Source organism: Lachnospiraceae bacterium JLR.KK008 (genome assembly GCA_037015955.1).
GTDB lineage: Bacteria > Bacillota > Clostridia > Lachnospirales > Lachnospiraceae > VSOB01.
This window is the reverse complement of sequence record CP143548.1, coordinates 707,692-732,337: the sequence shown is the minus strand read 5'-3', so window position 1 is coordinate 732,337 and position 24,646 is coordinate 707,692. Positions and strand designations below refer to the sequence as shown.

The 24,646-nt window shown below is 50.7% G+C and carries 25 protein-coding genes and 2 pseudogenes; 2 read left to right on the top strand and 25 right to left on the bottom strand.

The window, feature by feature from the left end:
- Window positions 1-110: 110 nt before the first annotated feature.
- The 7 genes and pseudogenes from V1224_03700 to V1224_03670 all read right to left on the bottom strand — a co-directional run bounded on the left by V1224_03700 (window position 111) and on the right by V1224_03670 (window position 3,937).
- Window positions 111-428 (bottom strand): hypothetical protein, encoded by a 318-nt coding sequence (locus tag V1224_03700; protein ID WWR16565.1) that lies wholly within the window; start codon window positions 426-428, stop codon window positions 111-113.
- Between the two features lie 249 nt (window positions 429-677).
- Window positions 678-992 (bottom strand): type II toxin-antitoxin system RelE/ParE family toxin, encoded by a 315-nt coding sequence (locus V1224_03695; GenBank protein ID WWR16564.1) that lies wholly within the window; start codon window positions 990-992, stop codon window positions 678-680.
- Window positions 982-1,242 (bottom strand): type II toxin-antitoxin system Phd/YefM family antitoxin, encoded by a 261-nt coding sequence (locus V1224_03690; GenBank protein WWR16563.1) that lies wholly within the window; start codon window positions 1,240-1,242, stop codon window positions 982-984. The genes V1224_03695 and V1224_03690 overlap by 11 nt, the downstream gene beginning before the upstream one ends.
- Window positions 1,243-1,309: 67 nt before the next feature.
- Window positions 1,310-1,710: pseudogene (locus V1224_03685) on the bottom strand (YdcP family protein).
- A 16-nt stretch (window positions 1,711-1,726) separates the two neighbouring features.
- A pseudogene (locus tag V1224_03680) lies at window positions 1,727-1,852 on the bottom strand (DUF961 family protein).
- A gap of 40 nt (window positions 1,853-1,892) precedes the next feature.
- Window positions 1,893-3,275 carry a HAMP domain-containing sensor histidine kinase gene (locus V1224_03675; GenBank protein WWR16562.1) on the bottom strand — a complete coding sequence of 461 codons (1,383 nt, stop codon included), beginning with the start codon at window positions 3,273-3,275 and terminating at the stop codon, window positions 1,893-1,895.
- Window positions 3,272-3,937, bottom strand: coding sequence for a response regulator transcription factor (locus V1224_03670; protein WWR16561.1), 666 nt, complete (start codon window positions 3,935-3,937; stop codon window positions 3,272-3,274). Before V1224_03670 ends, V1224_03675 begins: the two co-directional genes overlap by 4 nt.
- A 193-nt stretch (window positions 3,938-4,130) precedes the next feature.
- Between V1224_03670 and V1224_03665 the strand changes: the two genes are divergently transcribed.
- Complete coding sequence (locus V1224_03665; GenBank protein WWR16560.1) at window positions 4,131-5,591, top strand: DUF6034 family protein; 1,461 nt, start codon at window positions 4,131-4,133, stop codon at window positions 5,589-5,591.
- A 125-nt stretch (window positions 5,592-5,716) separates the two neighbouring features.
- Here V1224_03665 and V1224_03660 read toward each other — a convergent pair whose 3' ends face one another.
- From V1224_03660 to V1224_03610, 11 genes are all read right to left on the bottom strand, one after another.
- A complete protein-coding gene (locus tag V1224_03660) occupies window positions 5,717-8,395 on the bottom strand; it encodes a heavy metal translocating P-type ATPase (GenBank protein WWR17417.1) in 2,679 nt (892 codons plus the stop codon).
- 85 nt (window positions 8,396-8,480) lie between these two features.
- Window positions 8,481-8,804 carry a metal-sensing transcriptional repressor gene (locus V1224_03655; protein ID WWR16559.1) on the bottom strand — a complete coding sequence of 108 codons (324 nt, stop codon included), beginning with the start codon at window positions 8,802-8,804 and terminating at the stop codon, window positions 8,481-8,483.
- 179 nt (window positions 8,805-8,983) lie between these two features.
- Window positions 8,984-9,571, bottom strand: coding sequence for a hypothetical protein (locus V1224_03650; protein WWR16558.1), 588 nt, complete (start codon window positions 9,569-9,571; stop codon window positions 8,984-8,986).
- Between the two features lie 16 nt (window positions 9,572-9,587).
- Window positions 9,588-10,736, bottom strand: a complete 1,149-nt coding sequence (locus tag V1224_03645; protein WWR17416.1) for an aldo/keto reductase — start codon at window positions 10,734-10,736, stop codon at window positions 9,588-9,590.
- 67 nt (window positions 10,737-10,803) lie between these two features.
- On the bottom strand, window positions 10,804-11,535 hold the full coding sequence (locus V1224_03640) for an energy-coupling factor ABC transporter ATP-binding protein (protein WWR16557.1): 732 nt from the start codon (window positions 11,533-11,535) through the stop codon (window positions 10,804-10,806).
- Window positions 11,536-11,575: 40 nt separating this feature from the next.
- Complete coding sequence (gene cbiQ, locus V1224_03635) at window positions 11,576-12,379, bottom strand: cobalt ECF transporter T component CbiQ (GenBank protein ID WWR16556.1); 804 nt, start codon at window positions 12,377-12,379, stop codon at window positions 11,576-11,578.
- Complete coding sequence (locus V1224_03630; protein WWR16555.1) at window positions 12,376-13,440, bottom strand: energy-coupling factor ABC transporter permease; 1,065 nt, start codon at window positions 13,438-13,440, stop codon at window positions 12,376-12,378. Before V1224_03630 ends, cbiQ begins: the two co-directional genes overlap by 4 nt.
- Before the next feature lie 37 nt (window positions 13,441-13,477).
- Entirely contained in the window at window positions 13,478-14,902 is a 1,425-nt protein-coding gene (gene larC / locus V1224_03625) for a nickel pincer cofactor biosynthesis protein LarC (protein WWR16554.1), read from the bottom strand.
- Window positions 14,903-14,971: 69 nt separating this feature from the next.
- Window positions 14,972-15,787 (bottom strand): ATP-dependent sacrificial sulfur transferase LarE, encoded by an 816-nt coding sequence (gene larE / locus V1224_03620; GenBank protein ID WWR17415.1) that lies wholly within the window; start codon window positions 15,785-15,787, stop codon window positions 14,972-14,974.
- Between the two features lie 61 nt (window positions 15,788-15,848).
- Entirely contained in the window at window positions 15,849-16,610 is a 762-nt protein-coding gene (gene larB, locus V1224_03615; GenBank protein WWR16553.1) for a nickel pincer cofactor biosynthesis protein LarB, read from the bottom strand.
- A gap of 39 nt (window positions 16,611-16,649) precedes the next feature.
- Window positions 16,650-17,483 carry an MBL fold metallo-hydrolase gene (locus tag V1224_03610; GenBank protein ID WWR16552.1) on the bottom strand — a complete coding sequence of 278 codons (834 nt, stop codon included), beginning with the start codon at window positions 17,481-17,483 and terminating at the stop codon, window positions 16,650-16,652.
- A 178-nt stretch (window positions 17,484-17,661) separates the two neighbouring features.
- On the opposite strand from V1224_03610, the gene V1224_03605 reads away from it, so the two are divergent.
- A complete protein-coding gene (locus tag V1224_03605) occupies window positions 17,662-18,381 on the top strand; it encodes a hypothetical protein (protein WWR16551.1) in 720 nt (239 codons plus the stop codon).
- A gap of 44 nt (window positions 18,382-18,425) precedes the next feature.
- On the opposite strand, the gene V1224_03600 is transcribed toward V1224_03605, so the two are convergent.
- Genes V1224_03600 through lon form a run of 7 tightly spaced genes read right to left on the bottom strand, consistent with a single transcriptional unit; the run spans window position 18,426 to window position 24,595 of the window.
- A complete protein-coding gene (locus V1224_03600) occupies window positions 18,426-18,773 on the bottom strand; it encodes a hypothetical protein (GenBank protein ID WWR16550.1) in 348 nt (115 codons plus the stop codon).
- A gap of 5 nt (window positions 18,774-18,778) precedes the next feature.
- Window positions 18,779-19,144, bottom strand: coding sequence for a hypothetical protein (locus V1224_03595; protein ID WWR16549.1), 366 nt, complete (start codon window positions 19,142-19,144; stop codon window positions 18,779-18,781).
- Between the two features lie 47 nt (window positions 19,145-19,191).
- The gene (locus V1224_03590) at window positions 19,192-19,662 is read right to left on the bottom strand and encodes a VanZ family protein (GenBank protein ID WWR16548.1); all 471 of its coding nucleotides are present in this window, start codon (window positions 19,660-19,662) and stop codon (window positions 19,192-19,194) included.
- On the bottom strand, window positions 19,640-20,425 hold the full coding sequence (gene truA, locus V1224_03585) for a tRNA pseudouridine(38-40) synthase TruA (GenBank protein WWR16547.1): 786 nt from the start codon (window positions 20,423-20,425) through the stop codon (window positions 19,640-19,642). The genes V1224_03590 and truA overlap by 23 nt, the downstream gene beginning before the upstream one ends.
- Window positions 20,418-21,566, bottom strand: a complete 1,149-nt coding sequence (gene ytvI, locus V1224_03580; GenBank protein ID WWR16546.1) for a sporulation integral membrane protein YtvI — start codon at window positions 21,564-21,566, stop codon at window positions 20,418-20,420. Before ytvI ends, truA begins: the two co-directional genes overlap by 8 nt.
- An 11-nt stretch (window positions 21,567-21,577) precedes the next feature.
- Window positions 21,578-22,222: a ribosome biogenesis GTP-binding protein YihA/YsxC gene (gene yihA / locus V1224_03575; protein WWR16545.1), complete on the bottom strand. Its 645-nt coding sequence runs from the start codon at window positions 22,220-22,222 to the stop codon at window positions 21,578-21,580.
- 24 nt (window positions 22,223-22,246) lie between these two features.
- Window positions 22,247-24,595, bottom strand: a complete 2,349-nt coding sequence (lon, locus tag V1224_03570; GenBank protein WWR16544.1) for an endopeptidase La — start codon at window positions 24,593-24,595, stop codon at window positions 22,247-22,249.
- Window positions 24,596-24,646 lie beyond the last annotated feature (51 nt).

Sequence of the window (24,646 nt, the reverse complement as noted above, 5' to 3'; positions counted from 1 at the left end):
CGTCAAGTGTTGAGTGCTAATTTTTCTGATAATTTTTGCAAACCGTTTGAAATCAATGGTTTGCGCATACTTTGTTTTCCTATAATTGTCCTTTTCAATAGAAAGCTAAATTAGTTAATTACATCTAATTTTGAAAGATACACCCGAACTTCATTATTTACTTCTTTTAATTTATTGTTTATTTCCTCTGTTCGAGCATAGTCTGCATTTGTAAATGTTTCTTTTTCCTTTTGTGGAGCTATATACAACACATTCCATCTTCTTTCAAACACTCCTAACTGTAAGCGGCACAATTTCATGATTTCTGTATATTTATTGAAAAGTTCCTCTGGAATAAAAGGTGCATTTCCATTTAGCGTATCTTGTGCATTTACACAGGATTTGCAAGCAGTGTCATATAATTTGTTATCATGTTCTCTTTTCTTCATCAGCTATCTGCATGGAAAAGCCGCTAGGTATCATTACGCTAATATCTTTTACCATTTCAAACTCCAAAACCACCGAGACATGTTATAACACCCAAAATAACTTGCCAAATGTCTTTCATTTTCATGCTCCTTTTCGATTAAGATGTATGGAAGTATCATATCGCTGTTCAATTTCGCTTGCAATCATATTAAGAATTTTTTTGTCAAGACTAACTGCTTATACTTCTATTATCTGATTGAGAGAACAAATTATAAATGCTTATCCGTATCTCTAGCACCATACAGCAAACGCCGTACTTCCATTATATTATCAATTACCACATAGTAAATAACGTAATTTCTCACATAGATTCTATAATACGGATAGTCTCTCTTTTTTACGGAAACATATGGTTCAAAAGCAAGTGGATTATTCAGCCTTTCCAGAATCGCCGCCTCTACATCATCAATCAAACGCAACGCAGCGTCCTCATTCTTTAAAACATTGGTAATGTAACTCGCTGTACTGATTAAATCCTGTTCAAAAATCGGCAGATAGCGAAGATGATAAACTTTATTTTCCATGTATCGTACTTCTTACATTGCTGAATACGGTTTCATGGGAAAGCCTTTCTTCCGTCATTGCCGCCTGCCTGTCGGCTTCATCAAGTTTCATCTCTATATCATCTGTCAGATTTGCGTATTCCTCCAAGCTCAAAACTACCATAGCTCCGTAGCCATTCTTTGTAAGATAAACAGGTTTTCCACTGTTTACGATAGTTTCAATTTCCGGAAATTTATTTCTAAGGTCAGAAACAGGTCGAATTTGTATCATAATCTAAGCGCTCCTTTTCTATTTATTTTATCCTAATTTTATCAGAATATTATCGCACAGGCAATGCTTATTTATGATTCTTAATTTCCTTTTTTTCATACGGATTATGATTCTGTAGATTCCCCGTTGAGTGTCCGTCTTTATTTTTCAAGACAATATTCTCCGCCTTGATATACCAGTCCACGTCTGCCCCCCCCGAAACATAGCCGTCACCACCGTATCCGCTACAGGATTAGTAATCTCCACCTCTGCATTATAAGCAAACTCCTTTAACGGCACGGCAGCCGGAATACTCACCTGTATCATGCGCCCCTGTCCTCTGGATTTTAAATCGTAAGTGCGTTCCTTAATTTCTTCAGAAACCGTTCCGTCCTCATTCTACTTATGCACCTCACGCCGCAATGCGGAGAACTTAAGCAGCCCGAACGTCTTTTCCTTGTCTGTAATGATTCCATTTGCTAATCTCATAATCTCTGATACCTCCTTACTCTTTTACCATATCGTCAGCAGACAAGATATAGTTCGTGAATCCACGGTTGCCGATTTTGTAACCCTCTGCGGTAATCTTCGGATTGATGAGCCGTACCTTTTCCTCAACCTCAAAATTCTCCCGGCGGCGACAGTCCCCGTCACCGCATCCTCCAGATTAATCAGCGGCAAAACACAACCGAAACTGTCGTGCCTTTTCCCACTTCGCTCTCAATGACAAGCTCTGCCTGATGCAGTGCGGCGATGCGGCTGCACAGAAAAAGCCCCAGTCCGCAGCCTCCTTCCGCACGGCTGCGCGATTTGTCCGCCATATAAAAAGCCTCCGTCACCCGTTTCAATTCGTCCTGCGGAATTCCGCAGCCTTCGTCACGCACGGAGATCCTGCCGCCCTGCGCCGTCACATAGACCGTGCCTCCCCGCCTGCTGGCTTTGATTCCGTTATCGATCAGATTCACGAGCAGACTCTCAAACAGGTCCCCGTCCGCCATAATTGTCTCCATGCCGCAGGTAGTCTGCAGGCAGATGCTTTTCTGTGCCAGATGATAGCTTTCCAGTTCTTCGACGCGGGCCAGAAGCGCCGGCAGATCTGTCTGCTCCAGATAAATGCTGTCATTGTCATAAAGCCCCGTCAGATTCATCAGCTTGCTGCTGAGCCGTTCCAGTCTGCGGCTCTCCTTATAAATATGGGTCAGCGCTCTCCTGCGCTGCTCTTCTCTTACATTGACATGCAGCAGTGTATCACTGTAGCCAATGATCGCAGTCATCGGCGTTTTGATCTCGTGAGCCAGACTGCCCAGCATCTGCCTGCGCTGCTCGGATATTTCTGACAACTGTGTGACCTGCTCCTCAATCCTGTCCGCCATCTCGTTAAAGGCGCCTGCGACAATACCAATCTCATCTCTGGCATCCGCCCTTGCCCGCTGCGCAAGATTCCCCTCACAGATTCCTTCCGCCGCCTGGCGGAGATCCTGCAGCGGCGCCAGAATCTTTTTTGTAATTGCAAATGTCAGCAAAACTGCAAAAAGAGCGCTCCCCAGGTAGAGAACCGCAACCAGGACTGTCTGGAGACGGGTCTCCTCATAAACATCCGAAATATCCGCAACCAACACAAGACTGTAGTTTTTCATTATGGACGAGGGCACTGACTTACCGCTGAGAAGCAGGTAGCGGTTACCCGTTTTCTGAATATAATTCACCGGCTCAAGCCCTTTCCATCTGTCCGCATCAGGGTCACGCATTGTGTATGGTGTCAGATTGCATACTTCTTCCTGATTGCAGAGAAGAATATACTGATCGGCGCCATACTTCCGGATCAAGTAAATCAAATATGCCCGCCTTGTGACATCGCTGTAGCGCTCCATCCCGCTTTTGTCCAGTTCCCTTCCGAGCGCCAGTGCAGTAGACTGTACCTGCTGCCTGTAATTTTCCACTGTCTTCTCTTCATTGTAATGTACGCTGTGCCAAATCAGGATACCGCCGGAAAATCCGCTCGTCAGCAATACGAGTATCGACGTCATCAGAGAAAGTTTTTTCCAGAGCTTCAATCCGATTCCTCCAGTCGATACCCTACTTTGGGGATCGTACGGATCGTGTCGTGAAATCCCAGCTTCCTGCGAAGCTGACCTACATGCACATCCACCGTTCTTGTCTCCCCGGCAAAATCCATCCCCCATACACGCTGCAGAAGTTCTTCTCTGGAAAAAGCCACATTTTTACTCTGTGCCAGTGTCACGAGCAATTCATATTCCAGCGGTTTCAAAGACACATCCTCTCCATGTCTCGTGACGAGATGCTTTTTCAGATCGATGACCACATCCCCGATACAGATCTCCGTATATCCCCGTCCGGTCCGCTTCAGCGCTTTCTCGATTCGCACAAGAAGCTCCAGTACCTCGAATGGCTTGACAATATAATCTTCCGCACCGCTTTTCAGTCCATGCACTTTCGAAAACACATCCGCTCTGGCCGTCAGATAAATGAAAGGGATATGCGCCTTCTGTAAATCCTCCATCAGCGCGAACCCATCTTTGCCCGGCAGCATCACATCGACAAGCGCCAGCGCTGCGTCCTCAGCCTCGCCGCTTCTAAGCAGACGCTCCGCTTCCCGTCCGTCTCTGACCGGCCAGGGCTGATAGCCCGCTGCCTCCAGATTCATGCAGATCAGCTCTGAAATCGCATTGTCATCCTCAATCACCAGCAGTTTCATCCTCTCTCACACCCCTCCATATTTTCATTATCTTATCATATTGCGCTGTGAAAAAAAGCAACGAATTGTAAATTTTGCAAATCGTTTACAATCCGCTGTATATTTTTTACATTGAAATGCGGTATGATAAACATACGGCGGTATACCGGCTGCAAATTGCAAAAGATTCCTAACAGGAAAGAGGAGAGTAATCATGAATAATTATCTAAGAAAGCCAATGATAAGACGGCATCCCGCCATATTTCTCATCGCCACCTTACTGGCCACGCTGCTCACAGGCTGTCAGAGCAGCGTCCGCACAGAAGAAGAACTCGTCGTAGTAAAGGAGACCGAACACACTCAGCGATCTGCCACAGAAGGAGATCTCTCCTCACAGACACAGGCGCCCGACGTATATCAGTCCAGTTTTTCCAGCCCGCAGATCACTGTAGATGCAGACGCCGCCGTCATCGTGCCTGATGCCCCGGGCATCAGGACCAAAAAGGTGACAAGCCGCTTTTTTACCGAGGAGGACTACAATCTGTTTATGCAGACACTGCTTGGCGATACGCGTCTCTGGACCCGGGATTTTGATAAAATGGCGGCCAGCAACGGCTTTACCAAAAGTGAATTGGAAGAAAGAATCTCCGAAGCCCAGAAATTAAAAGATAATCTGGGCGGCGATGCCGACTATCTCGGTAAGGGCATAACGGTTGATGAGCAGATCGCAAAATTCCGCAGCCTGCAGGAAGCCGCCCCGGAGGAACCGATCGTTGTGGAAGTCCCTGTCATCATAGAGGGCAGAAAGCTCTCTCAGACAGAGGACCTTGAATCGCTGTCAGCCTACGCCGTAGCCGGAGACGCACAGTACGATGTCCTCCTTGCCAACCAGACCAGAGACGACTGGCTCTGGACCAGCTTCTGGATTGAAAAAAACGAGCATTCCAGCAATTACCTGTATACAGGTATCACCGACCGTTCCTCTCAGGCCGACTTTCCGGAACTTGACAATCTGAAGACAGCTCCGGAAGAAATCTGGCAGACAGCGGAAGAAGTTCTCAAACAGACCGGATATGATGAGGAATATCTTCCCTGTGGCGGCGAATATTATTTCACTTACCGATCAGACAGGCAAAACGAAGAAATCCAGCACATTGACCTCACCGGATATGGCGTCCATTTTACCAGAGTCGTGGACGGCATCCCCGTCACCTACACCCATCAGGATGGTGGTTCGGTCGCGGATGATGCCGACAGTGTATCATGGCCCAATGAAGCAATGACACTGATCTATAATGATTACGGATTTGCCGGCTTTTTCTGGGACTGTCCATATACGGTCGAAGATCTGTCCGAAGATTATGTATTTCTGCTTCCGTTTGACGAGATCAGAAATGTGTTTGAAAAAATGATTCTGGAGGAATACGAGGACACTCTCGAAGAAGGGCAGACACAGGAAATTATCATTAAAGAAGTACGGCTGGGCTATATGCGTGTCAAAGACAGGGAAACATTGAGTGAGGGGACGCTCGTCCCGGTCTGGGACTTCTTTGGCAGCTGGACGACGACAGGCGGGAGTTTCACGCAGCCCCTCGTGTTCGAAGATTCTTATACAAGTCTGTTCACAATCAACGCCATGGACGGGACCGTGATCGACCGTGACCTCGGTTACTGATTATCTGCGGCGTCCAGGCAAAGGACTGACCGGGCAAGGACAGAACCGGAATACCGGCTCTGCCCTGCCTTTGTCTCTCACTTTACTGCTCCGTCCATCTCTCTGGCCCGTCACGCCGGCACTTACTATCCCAGCACTTTGTATCCCTGATCCTCTACGGTCTTTTTCAGGACATCATCCGACACTTCCTGCGTGAGTGAGACGATGGCTGTTCCCGCCTCATGACTGACTGCCGCCTCCCGCACACCGTCAAGCCCTTCCAGCGCTTTCTTCACCGTCGCCTCGCAGTGCGGGCACATCATGCCTTCAATCTGAATCGTTTTTTCCATTGTCATTTCCTCCTTTTTCGTTTTTGCTTCTATTACCGGTGCCGATCCTGTTTTTGGTCTCGGTTCCGTCACTGTTCTCGTTTCTGCCCCGGTTCGTGTTTCTGTCTCCGGTCCTGCTTTGGTCTCTGTTGTCGTCTCCGGTCCTGCGGTTGTTTCCGGTCCTGCCTCTGTTCTTGCCGGTCCGGCCTTTTTCTGTCTCTTTTTATCATGTTTTGCATCATACATGGAAAACAGATTCAGGCGCAGCGCGTTTGTCACGACACAGAAGCTCGACAGACTCATGGCCGCCGCCCCGAACATCGGATTCAGTTTCCAGCCGAATACCGGAATCCAGATGCCTGCTGCCAGCGGAATCCCGACCACGTTATAGAAAAAGGCCCAAAACAGATTTTCATGGATATTTTTCAGTGTCGCCCGGCTTAAACGAATCGCCGCCGGCACATCTCGGAGTCTGCTCTTCATAAGCACTACGTCCGCCGCATCGATGGCCACATCCGTCCCCGCACCGATGGCGATCCCAATGTCCGCCCTCGTCAGCGCAGGCGCATCGTTGATGCCATCCCCAACCATCGCCGTCTTTCCCTTTTCCCTCAATTCCCGGATCACCGTTTCCTTACCATCCGGTAACACGCCTGCGATCACCTCGTCCACGCCCGCCTGTGCGCCGATGGCTTTTGCCGTCCGCTCATTGTCACCGGTCAGCATCACGACCCGGATTCCCATATTCTGCAGCTCTCTGACCGCCTGTGGACTGTCCTCCTTGATCACGTCCGCCACTGCGATCATCCCAAGCAGCTTATTCTCGCCCGCAAAATAGAGCGGCGTCTTCCCTTCCTGTGCCAGGCGGTCCGCTTCGCTCCGCATTTTCTCCGACACTGTTGTCACTTTTTTGATAAATGCCTCATTGCCGCCATAGAGGGATCTCCCCCGCAGCGAGGCCGAAAGACCATTGCCCGGAAGCGCCCGGAAGTCCGTCACTTCCTCTGCCTGCAGATTCTCTTCCCCGGCTCTCAGCAGGATCGCCTTCGCCAGCGGATGTTCACTCTTCCGTTCCAGTGCGAATGCCAGCCGCAAAAGTTCCGTTTCACTGATCCCGTCCGCCGGTATGAGATCGGTCACTTTCGGTTCCCCGTTCGTGATCGTCCCCGTCTTGTCAAGCGCCACGATCTCCACTTTGCCCGCCTCTTCCAGCGATACCGCTGTCTTGAATAAAATACCGCTCCTGGCTCCCATCCCGTTACCGACCATGATCGCCACCGGAGTGGCAAGACCAAGCGCACAGGGACAGCTTATGACAAGCACCGAAATGCCCCGCGCCAGAGCAAAGCCGATACTCTCTCCGGCCAACAGCCAGATGACGATCGTTGCCAGCGCAATGGCAATGACTACGGGCACGAATACCCCTGACACTTTGTCGGCGACTTTGGCGATCGGCGCCTTTGTCGCCGCTGCGTCACTGACCATCTGAATAATCTGTGAGAGTGTCGTATCCTCTCCTACACGGGCAGCCTCACATTTGAGAAAGCCGGACTGGTTGACCGTAGCCGCCGAGACCATATCTCCCGCTTCCTTATCTACAGGGATACTCTCCCCGGTCAGAGCCGATTCATTGACGGCGCTGCTGCCCTCCACAACGATACCGTCCACCGGTATATTTTCACCGGGGCGCACGACAAAAATGTCACCTTTTTTCACCTGCTCCACGGCGACCTGCCGTTCCACTCCGTCTGCCAGGATGACCGCCGTCTTCGGCGCCAGCTTCATCAGCCCTTTCAGCGCATCTGTCGTCTTCCCTTTGGAGCGCGCTTCCAGCATTTTTCCTACTGTGATCAGTGTGAGAATCATCGCCGCCGACTCGAAATAAAACTCGTGCATATAAGCCATGACCATATCCATGTTGCCTTTTGCCTGTGCATCTGTCATGGCAAACAAGGCATACGTACTATATACAAACGAGGCGCCGGCGCCCAGCGCCACAAGCGTATCCATATTGGGCGCACGGTGCAGCAGACTTTTGAATCCACTGACAAAAAACTTCTGATTGATGATCATCACGGCAACGGTCAGCAACAGTTGCAGCAGTCCCATTGCCACATGATTGTCAGCGAAAAACGACGGCGCCGGCCATCCCCACATCATGTGCCCCATGGAAAAATACATGAGCACCAACAAAAAGCCCAATGAATAGAGCAAACGTTTTCTCAGTTCCGGCGTCTCTCTGTCTTTCAGCGGGTCACCGGCATCCGCTGACGAAGTCTCTGCCGGAGTGTGCACACGGTCTTTGGCAGAGGCGCCATAGCCAGCTTCCTCCACCGCCGCAATGATCTCATCCGCCGCCGCACTTCCTTCCACACCCATGGAATTGGTCAGCAGACTGACCGAACAGGATGTGACTCCCGGTACTTTTGATACTGCCTTTTCCACACGGGCGCTGCAGGCTGCACAGCTCATTCCCGTTACCATATATTGTTTCATCATTGCCTCCCCGGGCAGACCGCCCGTCCAATCGTCCTGTCATTCTATCAGTTTTACCAGTGTGCCCACTTTCCCGCACATCCAGTCATTTCATCAGTTTTTGCAGCGCCGCCAGCAGCTCATCAATCGTCTCGTCCCGCCCTTCTCTGATGTCTCTGGCCACACATGTCCTGATATGTTCTGCAAGCAGTTCCCTGTTAAACGCATTCAACGCCGCATTGACCGCCGCCACCTGTACGAGAATGTCCGTACAGTACGCATCCTTCTCCACCATGCCCTTAATGCCCCGCACCTGGCCCTCGATCCGGCTGAGACGGTTGAGCAGGCTCTTGTACTCCGCTTCCGGACGCTCCTTTGTCTTCCGACCTTGTGACAGCTCTTCCGGCGGCGCTTCCGATCCTTTATCCATAACTCAGCTTCCTTTCCTGTTCCATTCTCTGCTCTATAATATACCCCTATGGGGTATATGTCAAGTAAAATATGATCTCTGACTCCGGGACCCAAAAAAAGTGCAGAGATGCGGATCGCTCCGCAGCCCTGCACTCGTTTTTCCAATATCACTCTGTCTATGTAACTTTTCCTGTATCATTATTCGTTAAGCATACTCTGTACTGCTTGCCAGTTGATGACAGGCACGTTTTTCTGCATACCCGCCGCCGCTTTGCCAGCCTTGATATTGATCTGTATAATATTCCAGATCAGTACGATCACAGCGATGGCCAGACCCGCGCCAAAGATGCCTGCAGCGAGCTGCAGTGTCATAAATTCTTCTTCCGTGAAGTAATGTCCGATCACGGCGATGATACTGAAAAATGCGCCCACGAGCGTGATCACGATCGGGTTTTCAAACATTTTATTCTTCAAACCGGATACGCCCCATGACTGCGGTTTATGGCAGTGCGGACATTCATCTCTGAACTTCGTGGAGTAAATCTGCCTCTCCGTCGCATCTTTATGAACGGTCTTCAACTCTTTTACGAGATTCGCATGTGCCCTTTCATGTAATTTTACAGTCTCCTTCTCCGTAAGCACGTTAAAATTACTGCTGTGCTCCGCCTCCCCTGTGATCGTGGCTGTCAGCAGCCCGCTGTCCTTCATACAGTGCTCACACTGAAAGGAATACGGTACCTCTGTGCTCTCGGTTCTTTTGTGTTTGTAATACGTTGACATTGTCAATCACTCCTCCTATATATTATGATTTAAAAATTTTTACTGCCCTCTTCATATTTTCAATGATGCCTACCTGGAACGGACACCGCTTCTCACAGGCCCCACAGGCAATGCACTCCTGTGCCTTATGTTCCAGCAGAGCGTAATGCTCCCGTACAGTCTCCGGCACTTCCCCTTGTGCCACCGCCAGATTCAGAAATTTCGTGACACTGGCCACGTCGATACCTTTCGGGCACGGAGCACAATGGCCACAGTACATGCAGTGCCCCTGCCAGCTGATCTTCGGAAACAAGGCCAGTGCAGAGGCATAGTCTTTTTCCTCCTCCGCTGCGCTTTCGTAGGCAATACTCTTTTCCAGATCTTCGATTGATTTCGCGCCGGACATGACCGCCGCCACCGCCGGACGCGTCAGAGCATAATTCAGACATTGGAATACCGTCAGCCCTTTACCCGCAGGGGACAGCTCTCCATTCAACAGGTCGCCGCCGCCAAATGCCTTCATGACGGTAATCCCCACGCCCTTCCGCTGACATGTCTCATAGAGCCTTTGTCTGTCCGGGTCCATATTCAGCAAAGGTTTTTCATAGCTCTCCGGCGCCCAGAGCGACTCCACGTCCTCATTGGCCGGAAGCAGATCATAACAGGGATTGATACTGAACATCAGCACATCAATCAGACCACTGTCCACGGCCGCCTGCGCAGCCTGAGGATTATGACTCGACAGGCCGATACAGCCTATCGTTCCTGCTTCTTTCAGCTCCAGTGCATACCGCATGACCGGTCCTTCTTTGATCTGCCGCCAGTCTTCCATCGAATCCACATAGTGAATCATGCCGATCTCCACGCGATCCGTCTCCAGTCTCCGAAGCTGATCTTCAAACCCTTCTTTTACTTCCTCCATCACTCTCGTCCGCTTATACTGTCCGTCTTTCCAGACGGTACACAGATGGGCCTGCAAAATGAACCGCTCTCTCCTGCCGCGCAGCGCCTTTCCCAGTCCGCAGCGCAGCTCCGGATTGGGCGCATACAGATCGATGCAATTCACGCCTTCCCGGTCCATCACATCCACAAACTGCCGGATCTCTTCCTCCGATTTTCCGACAAAACCTTCACAGCCGATGCTGATCTCGCTGACCATATACTCTGTCTTTCCCAGCCTCCGATACTTCACGGCTCCCTGTTCCTCCTTCACTCTGTTTCCCGGTTGTCTGCAAACCGTTTTTCCTGCCTGCTTTCCGTTATCTCTCCTGTGCACGGGACAGCGACAATGGCAGCTCCAGTCCGTTACGCCGAAGTAAATCTTCGTCCGTCAGTAATTCCCGTGTCTCTCCTTCTTTTACAATCTTACCCTCCGAAAGCAGAATGGTCCTCTCACACGTATCCCAGATCAGATCCAGGTCATGTGAGGCGACGATCTTCGTTCCCGCCATTTCCCGGATCACCGTAATCAGATTGCGCCGGTTCCGGGGGTCCAGCGCCACGGAAGGCTCATCCAGTAAGATCGTATCCGGCTCCATCGACAGAATCGTGGCGATAGACGCCAGCTTTTTCTGCCCTCCGCTCATCCGGTAGATCTGCCTGTCTTTCAGATGCGCAATATGTACCTGTTCCAGCGCCCGCATCACTCTCCGGTCCACTTCTCTTGTATCATATCCATAACTGCGGGGGCCAAAAGCCACATCTTCATATACGGTCGAGAGAAACAGCTGGCTCTCCGAATCCTGAAAAACATATCCTGTCCCCGCCCGGATCTGCGAAAGATGCTTCTTCTCCACGGTCAGTCCGTTCACCTTTACCTGTCCGTGATAGTCCGGAAGCAGGCCTACCAGTAATTTCAGCAGCGTAGATTTCCCGGCGCCGTTCGCACCGATCAGACCGACTGACTCTGACTCTCCAACTGCAAAACTCACATCGGACAATACTTCTCTCACTCCATCATAGGAATACGTCAGATGCGCTGCTTCTATCATTCCTCTCTCATCCCTTCTCCAAGTCCCGAATCCCTTTTACTCAAAACAGACCGCCCACGAGCCGGAACAAAGGGACAGTGCGCAGCAGGCAAAACGCTGCCAGCCACAATACGGTATACAGAAAGCTGATGCCAAAAGAACTCTTGTCTTCTGATGATTCATACGGAAATTCATTGTCATATCCGCGCAGCAGCATACTGTCATACACGTCCTGCGCCCGATCCATACTGCGAAGAAGCAACATGCCCGCAAAAGATCCCCACGCTCTGATGTGAATCCCTCTCTGCCCGGCGGCGCGCAGCGTATACGCCTGCATCATTCTCTGTGTCTCTTTCAAAAGCACGATCAGATAACGATATGTCAGCAACAGTACCGTCACGGCTCCTCCCGGGACGCCGACTCTGCGCAGCGCCATACATATTCTGCCGATCCCGGTCGTCATCATCAGAAAATATGCCGCATACACAGTCAGGGCGCCTTTGACAAACAAAGTGGCCATCCACACCATTCCGCCTGTTACAGACAACATTCCCATACAAAATACGACATCTCTATCATAAAACAAATTGGCACCGCCAATCAAGACCAAAGTAATAAAAATATATTTTAATCTGCAAAATCCCCGCCAAAAGGACAATTCCTCCCATATCGCCGTGACAATCAGATAGAGTGACATACTGAGCAGCCCTGACAGTTCATATTTGGGAAACGATATAGTCACAAGCAAAAATGCCATGCAGACGATCAGCCGGGCCGCCGGATGGACCCGGCTCCTTCGACTCCTGTCGTCCGCCAGTGCATCCGCCTCATGCAGAGCTGCAATCGCCGTCTGTAATCGGTTCATTGCGGACGATTCCTTTTGTTTTTAAAAAGCCGCAGCGCATAGCAACAGGCGACGCAGACTGCGATCACGGCAATCCCGCCGAGAATGCCGGAACAGGAAGTCCCCAAAGCGGTACCGCCTCCGGCAAATCCATAATCCGGCAACACCGCCGTCACCTCCTGCACATTGGCGGCGGCCTCATAAATGCCTCCCGCAGCGTCCAGCTCCGCCGTACCTGCCACTCTCTCCAGCGACCACTCCAGCCCGTCCGGACTGGCAGATGCCGCCAGAGACAACAAACCTCCAATCGCAAGTGCGGACACTGCCAGGGTCGCGATCGTCTGCCGCAGGCTGAATCTGTCTCCTGCCGCCACCGGCCGCCTCCCTGACCACTGCGGCTCCGCTTCCTCCGCCAGGCGGCCGGGACCCCGTGCCCCGCCATGAGAGCCCCACAGGACAGACGGCCTGACCTCATAGAGAAAAACGAGCACCGCCGCCGTAATCAGTCCTTCCACAAGACCGATCGCCAGATGGATTGGCTGCATCGCTGCCAGAAAAAGGCCAAATGGAAGCTGCGTAATGCCGGAGGCAAGCGTCTCCAGCGTCACGGAAAACGCTCCAAGCTGTAAAGACAACACACAGCCGGCTATAGACGCCGCAAATATTTTACGCCTTGACATCCCGTTTTTCATCATAAGCTTCCAGATCACCAGACCGCCAAAAAAGCAGCCATAAAAAGCCATATTCCATATATTGGCCCCAAGCGCCAGCAGGCCGCCATCCGCAAAGAGCAGACACTGAATGACAAGCACACCGATCATGGTCAGAAACCCCGCCTCAGGTCCAAGCACAGACGACAGCAGCATACCGCCGCACAAGTGTCCGGATGAACCGGTTCCCGGTACGGTAAAATTAATCATCTGCGCGGCAAAGACAAAGGCCCCCATCACTCCCATCACCGGAATTTTCTCCGGCTGTTCCAGCTCTCTCACCTTTTTTGCCGAGTAGCACATCGCAGCTCCGGAACATACATACATGGTCCCGGCCACCGCCGGCGACATCAGTGCATCCGCCATATGCATACCTGTTTCCTCCTGTTCTTTCTCTCATCATTTACTTTTACTGCCGTTCTTTCCTATCCTGGTCTGCCGCCAGCCTGGCAAGCAGTTCGTACGCCTGTGAAAATGCCAGGCCATGCTCCGCGCATATTGTGACAATGCTGTCATATTCCGGGTAATACCGCTTTCCGTCTGCTGTCTCGCAGACCTTGACCTGCGCTTCCCCATATCCCGTTTTCAGCGTCATCTGTTCCCGCGGAAGCACTGTGCGTTCCATCCGCACGCGGCGAATCCCGATCGTCGTCGTCTCCGTAAACAGAATCCGCTCCAGCTCGGGAATATCCTCCTGCGCACAGATGACATTGAGCTGCCATGCAGGCCTGTTCTTTTTCATGTAGACCGGCATATAATGAACATCTCTGGCTCCGGCCTGAAACAGCCGTTCCATCGCATAGCCAAGCATCTCGCCGCTGCTGTCATCAATATTTGTCTCCAGTTTCCAGACCGCATCCCTGTTTTGATCGCTGCCTGCGCCTGCCTGCTCCAAGGGCACCGCTTCGACCAGCATCGCCCGCAAAATGCTCGGACGTTCATAATTACGCTTTCCCGCTCCCATGCCTGCCTTTAAAATCTTCCACTGTCTGGGTAGCCGCTCCGCTGTCCGCACTGCCGCTACGATCGCCGCGCCCGTAGGTGTCACAAATTCGCCCCGGACGTCAATGATCTCTATTCCAATGCCATGGGCTGATAAAATTTGAGCGACTGCAGGCACCGGTACCGGCAGGACACCATGCTGGCAGCGGACTGTCCCCGTCCCCTCGCAAAGTCCCGGCACAATCACATCCGTAATCTCCAGATCATCAAGACAGAAGGCCACCGCCACAATGTCCACGATCGAGTCGATCGCTCCCACCTCATGAAAATGCACTTCCGATACCGGTACATCATGCGCCCTGGCTTCCGCCTCCGCCAGGATCGCAAAAATACGCTCCGCTGTCTGCCGCGCCCGCGCCGTCATCCGGCACGCCGCAAGAATCTCCCGGACCTCCGCAATACCTCTGTGTTCATGAGAATGATGCCCTTCCGGTGTATGCGCATGATTGTGATCGTGCTGCTCTTCCTGCGAATGCGCATGATTGTGATCGTGCTGCTCTTCCTGCGAATGCACATGATTGTGATCATGATGTCCTTCCTGCATATGCGCATGATTATGATCATGCTGCTCCCCATGTGTATGTCCATGCCCATGCAGATATTCCATATCATGATCGTGGTTTTCATGAGCCGCATCGAGCGCCACATGGAAATCGCAGCAGTCGATTCCCGCCTTTTTCACCCTGCTGATCTCTATGGAAAACCCCTCTGCCGGAATACTGTCCAGCGTTTCCATAAGCCGCCCCTTATTGGCGCCAAGATCAAGCAGGGCAGCGACCATCATATCTCCGCTGATGCCCGCCTGACATTCCAAGTATAATGTATTTGACATTTCTATTTCCTTTCCGATCCGTATTCGGGTGGCATAAGGGATTGCTTTTCTCTGATACTATAAAAGAGACTACAAAACCTCGTTCATACTCCCTGTCCGGTACCCCTGCAGATCCAGTGTCACATAACGAAACCCATACTCTTTCAGGCTGGTCACGATTTTCTCACGGGTCTCTCCCTGTATCAGTCCGTCCAGCTCCTCCGGCAACAGTTCGATGCGCGCCATCGTCCCATGAATGCGTACACGAAACTGGCGAAAGCCAAACTGCAGTAACAGAGATTCCGCTCTCTCCACCATAGACAGTTTTTCTTCCGTGATCGTCTCCCCATACACAAAGCGGGATGCCAGACAGGCGAATGAGGGTTTCGCCCATGTGCACAATCCCATCCGCTTTGACAGATACCGGATATCCGCTTTCGTCATCTCCAAGTCCCGCAGAGGACTTCTGATCCCAAGCTCGGCCACCGCCCGCAGACCCGGCCTGTAATCCCCCATATCATCCAGATTCGAGCCTTCAATCACTGCCGCCATTTTGTTTTCCCCGGCCAGCACCTTCATCGTTTGCAGCAGTTCTTTTTTGCATATGTAACATCTGTCCTGCGGGTTTTCATAAAATGTTTTCCGTTTTTGTATCTCCGAGAGGAACGTGATCTGCCGGATTCCCTCTTGACTGCAAAATGCCTTTGCCTCCTGCAATTCCCGCTTCGGGAACAGGCAGGAACAGGCCGTCAGTGCGACCACCCGCTCTCCCAGTACCTCATGGGCCGCACGAAGCAGAAACGTAGAGTCTACCCCTCCGGAAAATGCCACTGCCGCGCTGCCAAGCTCCCGCAGATACTCCCGCAGCCGTTCCAGTTTGCGCTCTGCCCCGGGACTTGTCTCCATGCTGTCTGCTGCCGGCTCTCTTTCCGGCGCATCCTTTCTGTCTCTCTCTGTCCGCGCTCTCTCATCCACTGTCCCGACCTCCTCTTTCAGCCAGACGGTTGATCTGTGTAGCCATATATCCCGCCCCATAGCCATTGTCAATATTGACGACTGCCACGCCGTTGGCACAGGAATTGACCATCGTCAGCAGCGCCGACAGGCCGTGCATACTGGCCCCGTAGCCCACGGATGTGGGCACCGCGATTACCGGATTGCTCACAAGACCGCCGATCACACTGGCAAGCGCGCCCTCCATACCGGCCACTGCGATCACGCAGTGGGCAGACTGTATCGTATCCAGACACGACAGCAGCCTGTGCAGTCCACTGACACCAATGTCATAAATCCGTTCGACGCTGGCACCGAAATATTCTGCCGTCTGTGCCGCTTCCTCTGCCACCGGAATATCCGCTGTGCCTCCGCTGCACACCGCGATCTTACCGATCCTTTTTTTATCCGGCTTTTCTATTTTCAATATCCGGGAGATCTCATCATAGGCAATTCCCGGCACTGCCTCTCTCACTGCCTCATACTGATGAACGCTGGCTCTCGTCCCGAATGCCTCTCCGTCAGCCTCATACAGTTTCCGGTAGATAGAGACCAGATGGGCATCCGCTTTTCCGCTGCAATAAATCACCTCCGGGAACCCGGACCGTACTTCCCTGTGTGAATCCAGTTTCGCATACCCCAGCTCTTCAAAAGGCTGCTTCCTGAAATACCGCTCTGCCTCCTCCACGGACAGCCGCCCCATTTTTACCTGTTCTAAGACTTCCCTTGCTTCCATTGGGAAACACCTCTTTCTTAATGATCTGAATCCGGTCTCTCACTCCATCAAAACATCCCCGCTATGTATTGGCCGCAGTCTCTCTCCCATGATCGGTTTCATAATCCCATAGGCAGCCTGGCCCGTACAGTGACCGGTATAAAATATCGCCCCTGTCTCCGCCAGCGCTTCGGCGATCGATTCTATCATTTTAATATCCTCATTGGTATAATCCTCTCTCTGCATCAAGTGAAATCCACTGACAACAATGTCCGGCATACCGCCAAACAGTTCTCTGTATCTGTCCAGAATATTGAAGATGCCATTATGCGCACAGCCTGACAGCAGAGTACGCCGGTCTCCCTGTGTAACAACAAGGCATTGCTCATGGTCAAACGAATCCTGCACAAACACACCACCCTCACGCCGCTTCAATTCCCGGTTCCCTTTGGACGGATATTTGCTACCGGTAATATCGGAAAATAAAAACAATTCCTCGTCGACAGCCATTTCCCGATCTGCGATCACGACCTGCGGCAGACGCAGAATGTCCTTGTCAATGCCAATATATTTTTCGCCGTCACTTTTCAAATGATAATATTCCGCCGCTGCGGAAGGTCTGACATAAATGGCGGCGTCCGGGTTCTTTTCTGAAAATGCCTTCAGACCGCCCCCGTGATCATAATGCCCATGACTTAAAACAACCGTATCGACCTGCTCCAGATCCACACCCAATACCCGTGCATTGTCGATGAACATCTCTGACGCCCCACTGTCTATCAACAGTCTGTGCCTCTCTGTCTCGACATACAAGCTCAGTCCATGTTCATACCCACAATCCGCATTCCCCGGCGAGTCTTCGACTAATGTGATCATCCGCATACCGATGCCCATCCTCTCTGTTCTGTCCACAATGGATATGAAATAAAATCAATGCAATCTTTAGTATTATACAACAAAACTGTAGCAATGCACACAAAATTATTGATAAAAATCTACACTTTTACCACAATTTTACGATTGCTCTTTTGAGCGCAAGTTCGTATAATCAATACATCGGAGGTAAAAAATTATGAAAAAACAAAAAATTATGGCACTGATGATGATGCTCTCTGTTGGACTGATGCTCACAGCATGTGGAACCAAAGAAAGCACAGATGCACCACAGACACAGGAAGAGACGACGGCAGAGACAGAGACCGCCGCACCGGAGACAGAGGAAGAAGAAACAGAAGAAACGGAAATAACAGAAGAAGAAACGACAGCTGATGAGACAGAAGTCGCAGCTGCTCCTGAAATCATACAGTTTACCGTAGATGTAACAGATAATTTCGCCGCAGACGGCGGCCGCATTATCGGAAATACTTCTTCCGAGCAGAGTTACAGCGGTATCGTGGAGCTCAATGTGGATGATACACTGCGCCAGAAAGCCGCAGACGAGATTGAGGTTGGTAAAACGTATGTATTTACGGTAGAGCCGATGATGACCATGTCCATCCCGCCTCAGGTACTGGCAACAGACTTTGTCCCGGCGACAGAGGAAGATATTCAGCAGTTGGAAGAGGTAAGAGAAAAGATCTCCAATTTCAAAGACTGCATGGAATCTTACCAGTCAATGTCTCTGGAAGAGATCATTCAGGACGCAAATTTCAACTATGCGCTCTGGACACAGGAAGAGATCGCAGAATTTCTTACGTTCATAGAAGAAAAAGGATACAGTGATGATTCTGATATTACCTGCTTTGTAAAACAGAGAGCCGACTTAAACGGCAGCGTTCCTGGCGACGCATAAATTAATATCAGCAAGAAAGGAATCGCGTCTTCGCGATTCCTTTTTTATGGTACCAACATCTTTACATCCGGCATCTCTCCCACCAGCTCTTTCGCCTGCTCAATCGCCGTATCATGAATGCAGATAACAAATATAATTTTTTCTTTTGACTCGGAGTCAAACATCCTCTTAAAAAACTTCTGTTCCTGCCATTTCACAAAATAAGAAATCCTGTTTTTCAATAGCAGCTTTTCGATCTCTTCCTTTTGCTTTAAATTATAAACCTTACAAAACGCCACTTCGTTATTGACTTTAACGCTTGTCAGCTCTGTGGACTCCGCTCCCCGTATGCTGCTGGAAACCTGGCCCGAGCTGCGCCCTGATCTCGCTCCCGTATATTTCGTACCAAACACTGTCCTCACGCCTCCGAAACAGCCATAGGCTCTATGGCATTTTGTACGTTATTTTGTACATTATCCTGTACTTTATCCTCTGACAATGGCTGACTCTGTACCTGCGCCGCCTGTGTGGTAATCTCTGACTGCTGCGGCTGTCTCATAATCCTGGCCGCATTTCTCCTGCCCATCGCCATCTGAGAGGCAATGATTCCCGCAAAATCCCTGCTCGTTCCCGGACGCAGCGGGTTCGTATTTTCAGAAGAGCCCGTATAACCGATCTTGCTTTTCAGCGCATCATTCGGTATTGCATTTATCCTGTCCAGACTTCTGGAACTGACACGATTGGTATTATAAATATAGGTAGGATAGACCGCACCGATTCTCATACATATGCCCCTTTCTCATTTATCCCGTACTGCTTTACGCATCCATTTTACCACTTTATTTTTTGAACTGCAATCATAAAAATAAACCCGATAACTGCTCCCAGACAGTTGAGAAGAATATCATCCACGTCAAAGGCGCCAAAAGCGCTGAGCAGCTGGAACAGCTCGATCCCTGTCACGAACAGAAACACGGCCGGCAAAAACAGCAGAAAGTCTCTCTTCTTTGGGAATGCCAGCGGATACAAAGCCCCGTAGGGGACAAAAATTAATATGTTTCCAAACAGATTCTCAAAACTGTTCAGCCGGTCATAATACCGGATATACATGCGGATTGTCTTAAACAGTGTAAAGTTGGCACTGCTCAGTCCCTCCCACACCACATCTTTCCTCCAGTGTGCCATAATATCCCGCAGCTCACTGTAAGGATACTTAAATATGATCAGTCTTATGATGATCAGTACATACAGAAAAAATATCCATTTCCATTTCTTTCCTTTACCATATTCCTTTATTCTCATAAAAGCTCCTATCATTGTACCTGACTTCCACAAGAGCCAGCCCTTTCGCGGGTGCCAGTTCTCCTGCGTTCTCTCTCAGTCCTTTGTCCATGATAGTCTTGATATCCTCCGGTTTCCTCTCCCCTGTGCCCACCTTCAAAAGCGTGCCAGTCAAAATTCTGACCATATGATACAAAAAGCCGTCTCCATCATAAGTAAACTGTATCTCCCTGCCCACTCTCTCTATCTGAATATCATCTATCGTCCTCACCGTTGACTTTTTCCCCTTTTTGGCAGAGGTGAATGCCTGAAAATCATGAATGCCGATCAGATAACGGGCCGCTTCCCGCATCGCCTCCACGTCGAGCCGATCCGCAAACTCATATACATATCTTCTCTCAAACACCGGCGGAATATCCGCATTCCACACACGATACAAATACGTTTTCCCCACTGCGTTCAGCCTGCTGTGAAATCGTTCCGGCACTTCCTCCACTGATATGACACTGATGTCATCCGGAAGATATTGATTCATCTGTCTGCCGATCTCCCTGCATGACATCTGTGTCACTGCATGGAAATTTGCCGTCTGCCCATATGCATGGACGCCGGCATCCGTTCTTCCGGAGCCAGTGAGCTCTGTCTTTTGCCCAAACATTCTTGTGAGCAAACGCTCCAGTCTGCCCTGTATCGTATTGTCCGTGCTCTCCTGTCTCTGCCACCCCTGATAACGTGTACCCTCATACTGTAAGATTATCTTAAAATTACGCGCGCGCTCATTCATCCTTTTTCAGTATTTCCCTGTCTTCCTCGTCAAAATGACGAAATCTGTCCAGCCCCGCGGCCAGAATACAAATGCTCGTCTTCAATGTATTAAAAACACCCGCCTGATACATATTGATCACAATGATGCCGATCGGGACAGCAAAGATCATCCCCAACACACCCGCACATTTATAACCGATAAACAACAGAATCAATGTCGGCAGCGGTGCAATCCCCATCGAATCCCCCACGATCTTTGGCTGAATGATCTGTCTCACGAGCTGTCCCCCACCCCAGATCACAAGCAGCCAGAGCGCCATCTCATAATCCGCGCTCAGAAACTTGATCAGCGCCCACGGGATAAGCACTGCGCCTGTTCCAAAAAACGGCAGAAAGTCCAGGACTGCCACCAGAAATGCCACCAGCAGTGCAAACGGAATCCGCAGTAACAGAAAGCCGACAAAGAGCAGCAGAAACATCCACAGTTCGATCTTAAGCTGTGCCTTAAAGTAACCGCCGACCGCATTTTTCAGACTGCCAATTACGATCTGCCATTTATCCTGGATCATTTTCGGCATACACCGGCGCCAGAACTGGGCGATCGCTTCCTTTTCCGCCACAAAGAAATACGCGGAGAGAATGCACATGATCACATTGATCAGCATCCCCGGAAGATTTTTGGCAAAGTTGCTCACCGCATTGACGGTAGGCGTCCCGATGCTTCCGACCAGATCCGCGATATAGCCGTCCATCTCCTGCCCGATCTTTACAATATTGGCCTTTGCATCTGCCGGCAGGCCGTCGTAAATGATGTTCAGATTCTGCCCGATCTCCCGGAAGTCCTCCTCCAGTTCATCCCATAACTGGGGCAATATTTCCACAAAGCCGATCCCCGCGCTGATCAGCTTCGCCACAAGCAGGTAGCCTGCCAGAATGACAAGCGCAATCACCGCTACAATAACAAACGCCGAACCTGCCTTTCGTTTAATCCGCAGCTTCTCTTCAAAAAACCGCACGAGTGGATTGGCGATCGCCGCGATCATCCAGCCGATAATAAAGGGCAGGAAAAATACGATGATCCCCGGCACCACATAGATACATAGCAGCAGACCAAGCAGCGCAAGAAAAAGATTTAAAAATACTTTGCTGTACCGTTTCACAGGCTGACGCATCAGATTTCCTCCTTGTCTCCCTTATCCAGTGACATAAATATCGTCTCTTTCTCTGTCTCCGCCTGCAGATATTCGTCCAGCAGCGCATAGATCTCATCACGCCCCTGCTTTGTCTGTGCGGAAAAGGGAATGATCCGCGTATTCGGTGAGGCAGCCAGGCCATCCCTGACCGCCTTCACCTGCTTTGATACCTGACTTCTCTTTATTTTATCCAGCTTTGTGGCAATGACTATCGGCTCATAATTCTGATATTTGATCCATTCGTACATCGCCCTGTCGTTCTCAGAAGGTGTATGCCGGATGTCTACCAGCAAAAAGACCGCACGCAGCATCTGTGATCTTTGCAGATACCGCTCGATCATCGCTCCCCATTTCTTCTTCGTCTCCTCGCTCACTCTGGCATAGCCGTAACCGGGCAGATCGACAAAATAGAGTTCGCCATTGATATGATAAAAATTGATCGTCTGTGTCTTTCCGGGCTGTCCGCTCGTCCGCGCCAGGGATTTTCGATTCATCAGGGCATTGATCAGAGAAGATTTCCCTACATTGCTCTTCCCCGCAAACGCCACTTCTATATTCGTATGTTCCGGCACAGTACTTGTAATGCCGCATACTGTCTCCAGCTCCGCGCTTTTGATCTTCATCCTGTCTCCCTCACCGCCGCTTTCTCACTCAAAAGATGCCTGACTGCGTTTTTTTCCAAGCGCATGTTTCAGCACCTCTTCCATATGCGCTACATAGACGATCTCCACGCCGGATTTGATTTCCTGCGAGATTTCCTCCACGTCCTTTTTATTCTCCCGCGGGACGAGCACCTTCTTGATACCTGCCGTCTTAGCCGCAAGGATCTTCTCTTTCAGTCCGCCAATCGGCAGCACCCTTCCCCGCAGTGTGATCTCTCCCGTCATGGCGACCGAAGCATAGACCGGCCTTTTCGTCAATGCAGAGAATACTGCCGTCGCCATCGTGATACCCGCGCTCGGCCCATCCTTTGGCACCGCTCCTTCCGGTATATGAATATGAAAATCATTTTTCCTGAAAACATCGGCCGCTATTTTATGCTCCCTGGCAACCGAGCGGATAAAGCTGATCCCTGCGATCGCAGACTCTTTCATCACCTCTCCCATCTGTCCGGTGAGATCGATCTCACCCTTCCCCGGCATAATATTGACCTCGATCTCCAGTGTGTCACCGCCCACACTCGTCCATGCCAGTCCTCTGACAATGCCCACTTCATCCTTTTCATTGACCCGGTCCTGCGCATATTTTTCTTTCCCGAGATATTTTTCAAGATTCTGTTTCGTTACCCGGATCACCATATCTTTATCTGTCTGCAGGATTTCCCGTGCCACTTTTCTGCAGATCTGTCCGATCTTACGCTCGAGCTCCCGTACACCGGCCTCTCTCGTATATCTCTCAATCATCAACTGCAGCGCATGATCCGTAATGGTGAGCTGTCTGTCTGTCAGCCCGTTTTTCTCCAGCTGTTTTCCAAGCAGATGTTCTTTGGCGATATGAAACTTCTCATTCGCCGTATAACTCGTCACTTCAATGATCTCCATACGGTCAAGCAGCGGTCTGGGAATCGTGGACACCGAGTTCGCCGTTGCCAGAAAGAGCACCTCCGACAAATCAATCGGAATCTCCACATAGTGATCACGGAACTTGTTGTTCTGCTCCCCGTCCAGTACCTCAAGCAGCGCCGAAGCCGTATCGCCCCGCTGATCGCTTCCCACTTTGTCGATCTCATCCAAAAGCATCAGCGGATTGCGGACTCCTGCCTGACGCAGTCCTGCGGCAATGCGGCCGGGCATAGCTCCCACATAGGTCCGTCTGTGTCCCCTGATCTCCGCTTCGTCCCGCACGCCTCCCAGGCAGATACGGATATATCGTTTATCCAGCGCCCTGGCCACGCTCCTGGCGATGGAGGTCTTTCCTGTTCCGGGCGGTCCCACGAGGCAGAGAATGGGACTGTCTCCCCGATGTGTGAGGCTTCTGACCGCCAGAAATTCCAAAATGCGTTCTTTCACCTTCTCAAGACCATAGTGTTCTTCTTCGAGAATCGTCTCCGCCCGCGTGATGTCTGTATTGTCTTCTGACATATTATCCCAGGGGAGACTGAGCAATGTCTCAATATAACCTCTCTCGACCGCGCTCTCCGAACTGCTGGCGGCAATATTACGAAAGCGGGCGATTTCTTTTTTGATCTTTTCCTTCACTTCCTTGGAAGCCTTGCATTTGTTCAGGTCTTCTGCAAACTGATCCGCGTCAGACATCGTATTTTCCTCGCCCAGTTCTTCCCGGATAAAATGAAGCTGTTCGCGCAGCAGATACTCTTTCTGATTCTTTTCCACCCGCGAACGGATTTTCTCGGTCAGTTCTGACCGCACTCTGGCTACTTCCACCTCATTTAACAGAATCTGGCACAGCAGAGAAAACCGCTCACGCAAATCAAGCTCTTCCAGTATTTTCTGCTTGTTCGTATATTGCAGGGGAATGCTGCTGGCAATCTCATCAATCAACACTTCCAGATCATTGATCTCCTGCACTCTTGGAGCAAGATTTTTTCCTACCTTTGGATAGCACTGACTGTATCGGTCAAAAATGGCGCGTATTTCGCGCAGCGCCGCCTCTGTCTCACTGTCTCCGAGCTGTTCTACCGCCGGCGTCTCCTCAATCTCGGCCAGCAGATAAGCGGTCTCCTCCGATACAAAGGATCGCAGAAGGACCCTTCTCTTTCCTTCAGCCAGCACCCGTACGACATCTCCCGGCAGCTTTGTCAGCTGTCTGATCGATACGACCGTACCCACTTCATACAGATCGCTGCACTGCGGCTCTTCCGTATCGGGATCTTTTTGTGTGACAACGAGCAGCATCTGATCTGCGGCCATCGACTGCTCCACCGCCAGAATCGATTTCTTTCTGCTTAAATCAAAATGAATAATCATATCCGGCAGAATCGTCATGCCTCGCAGCGCTACTGCCGGAATATGATACCTGTTCTCTTCTCGTTCCATCCGTACTCCTCATTATGCGTAAAGCGCCACTAACTGACTAGCGGCGCTTAT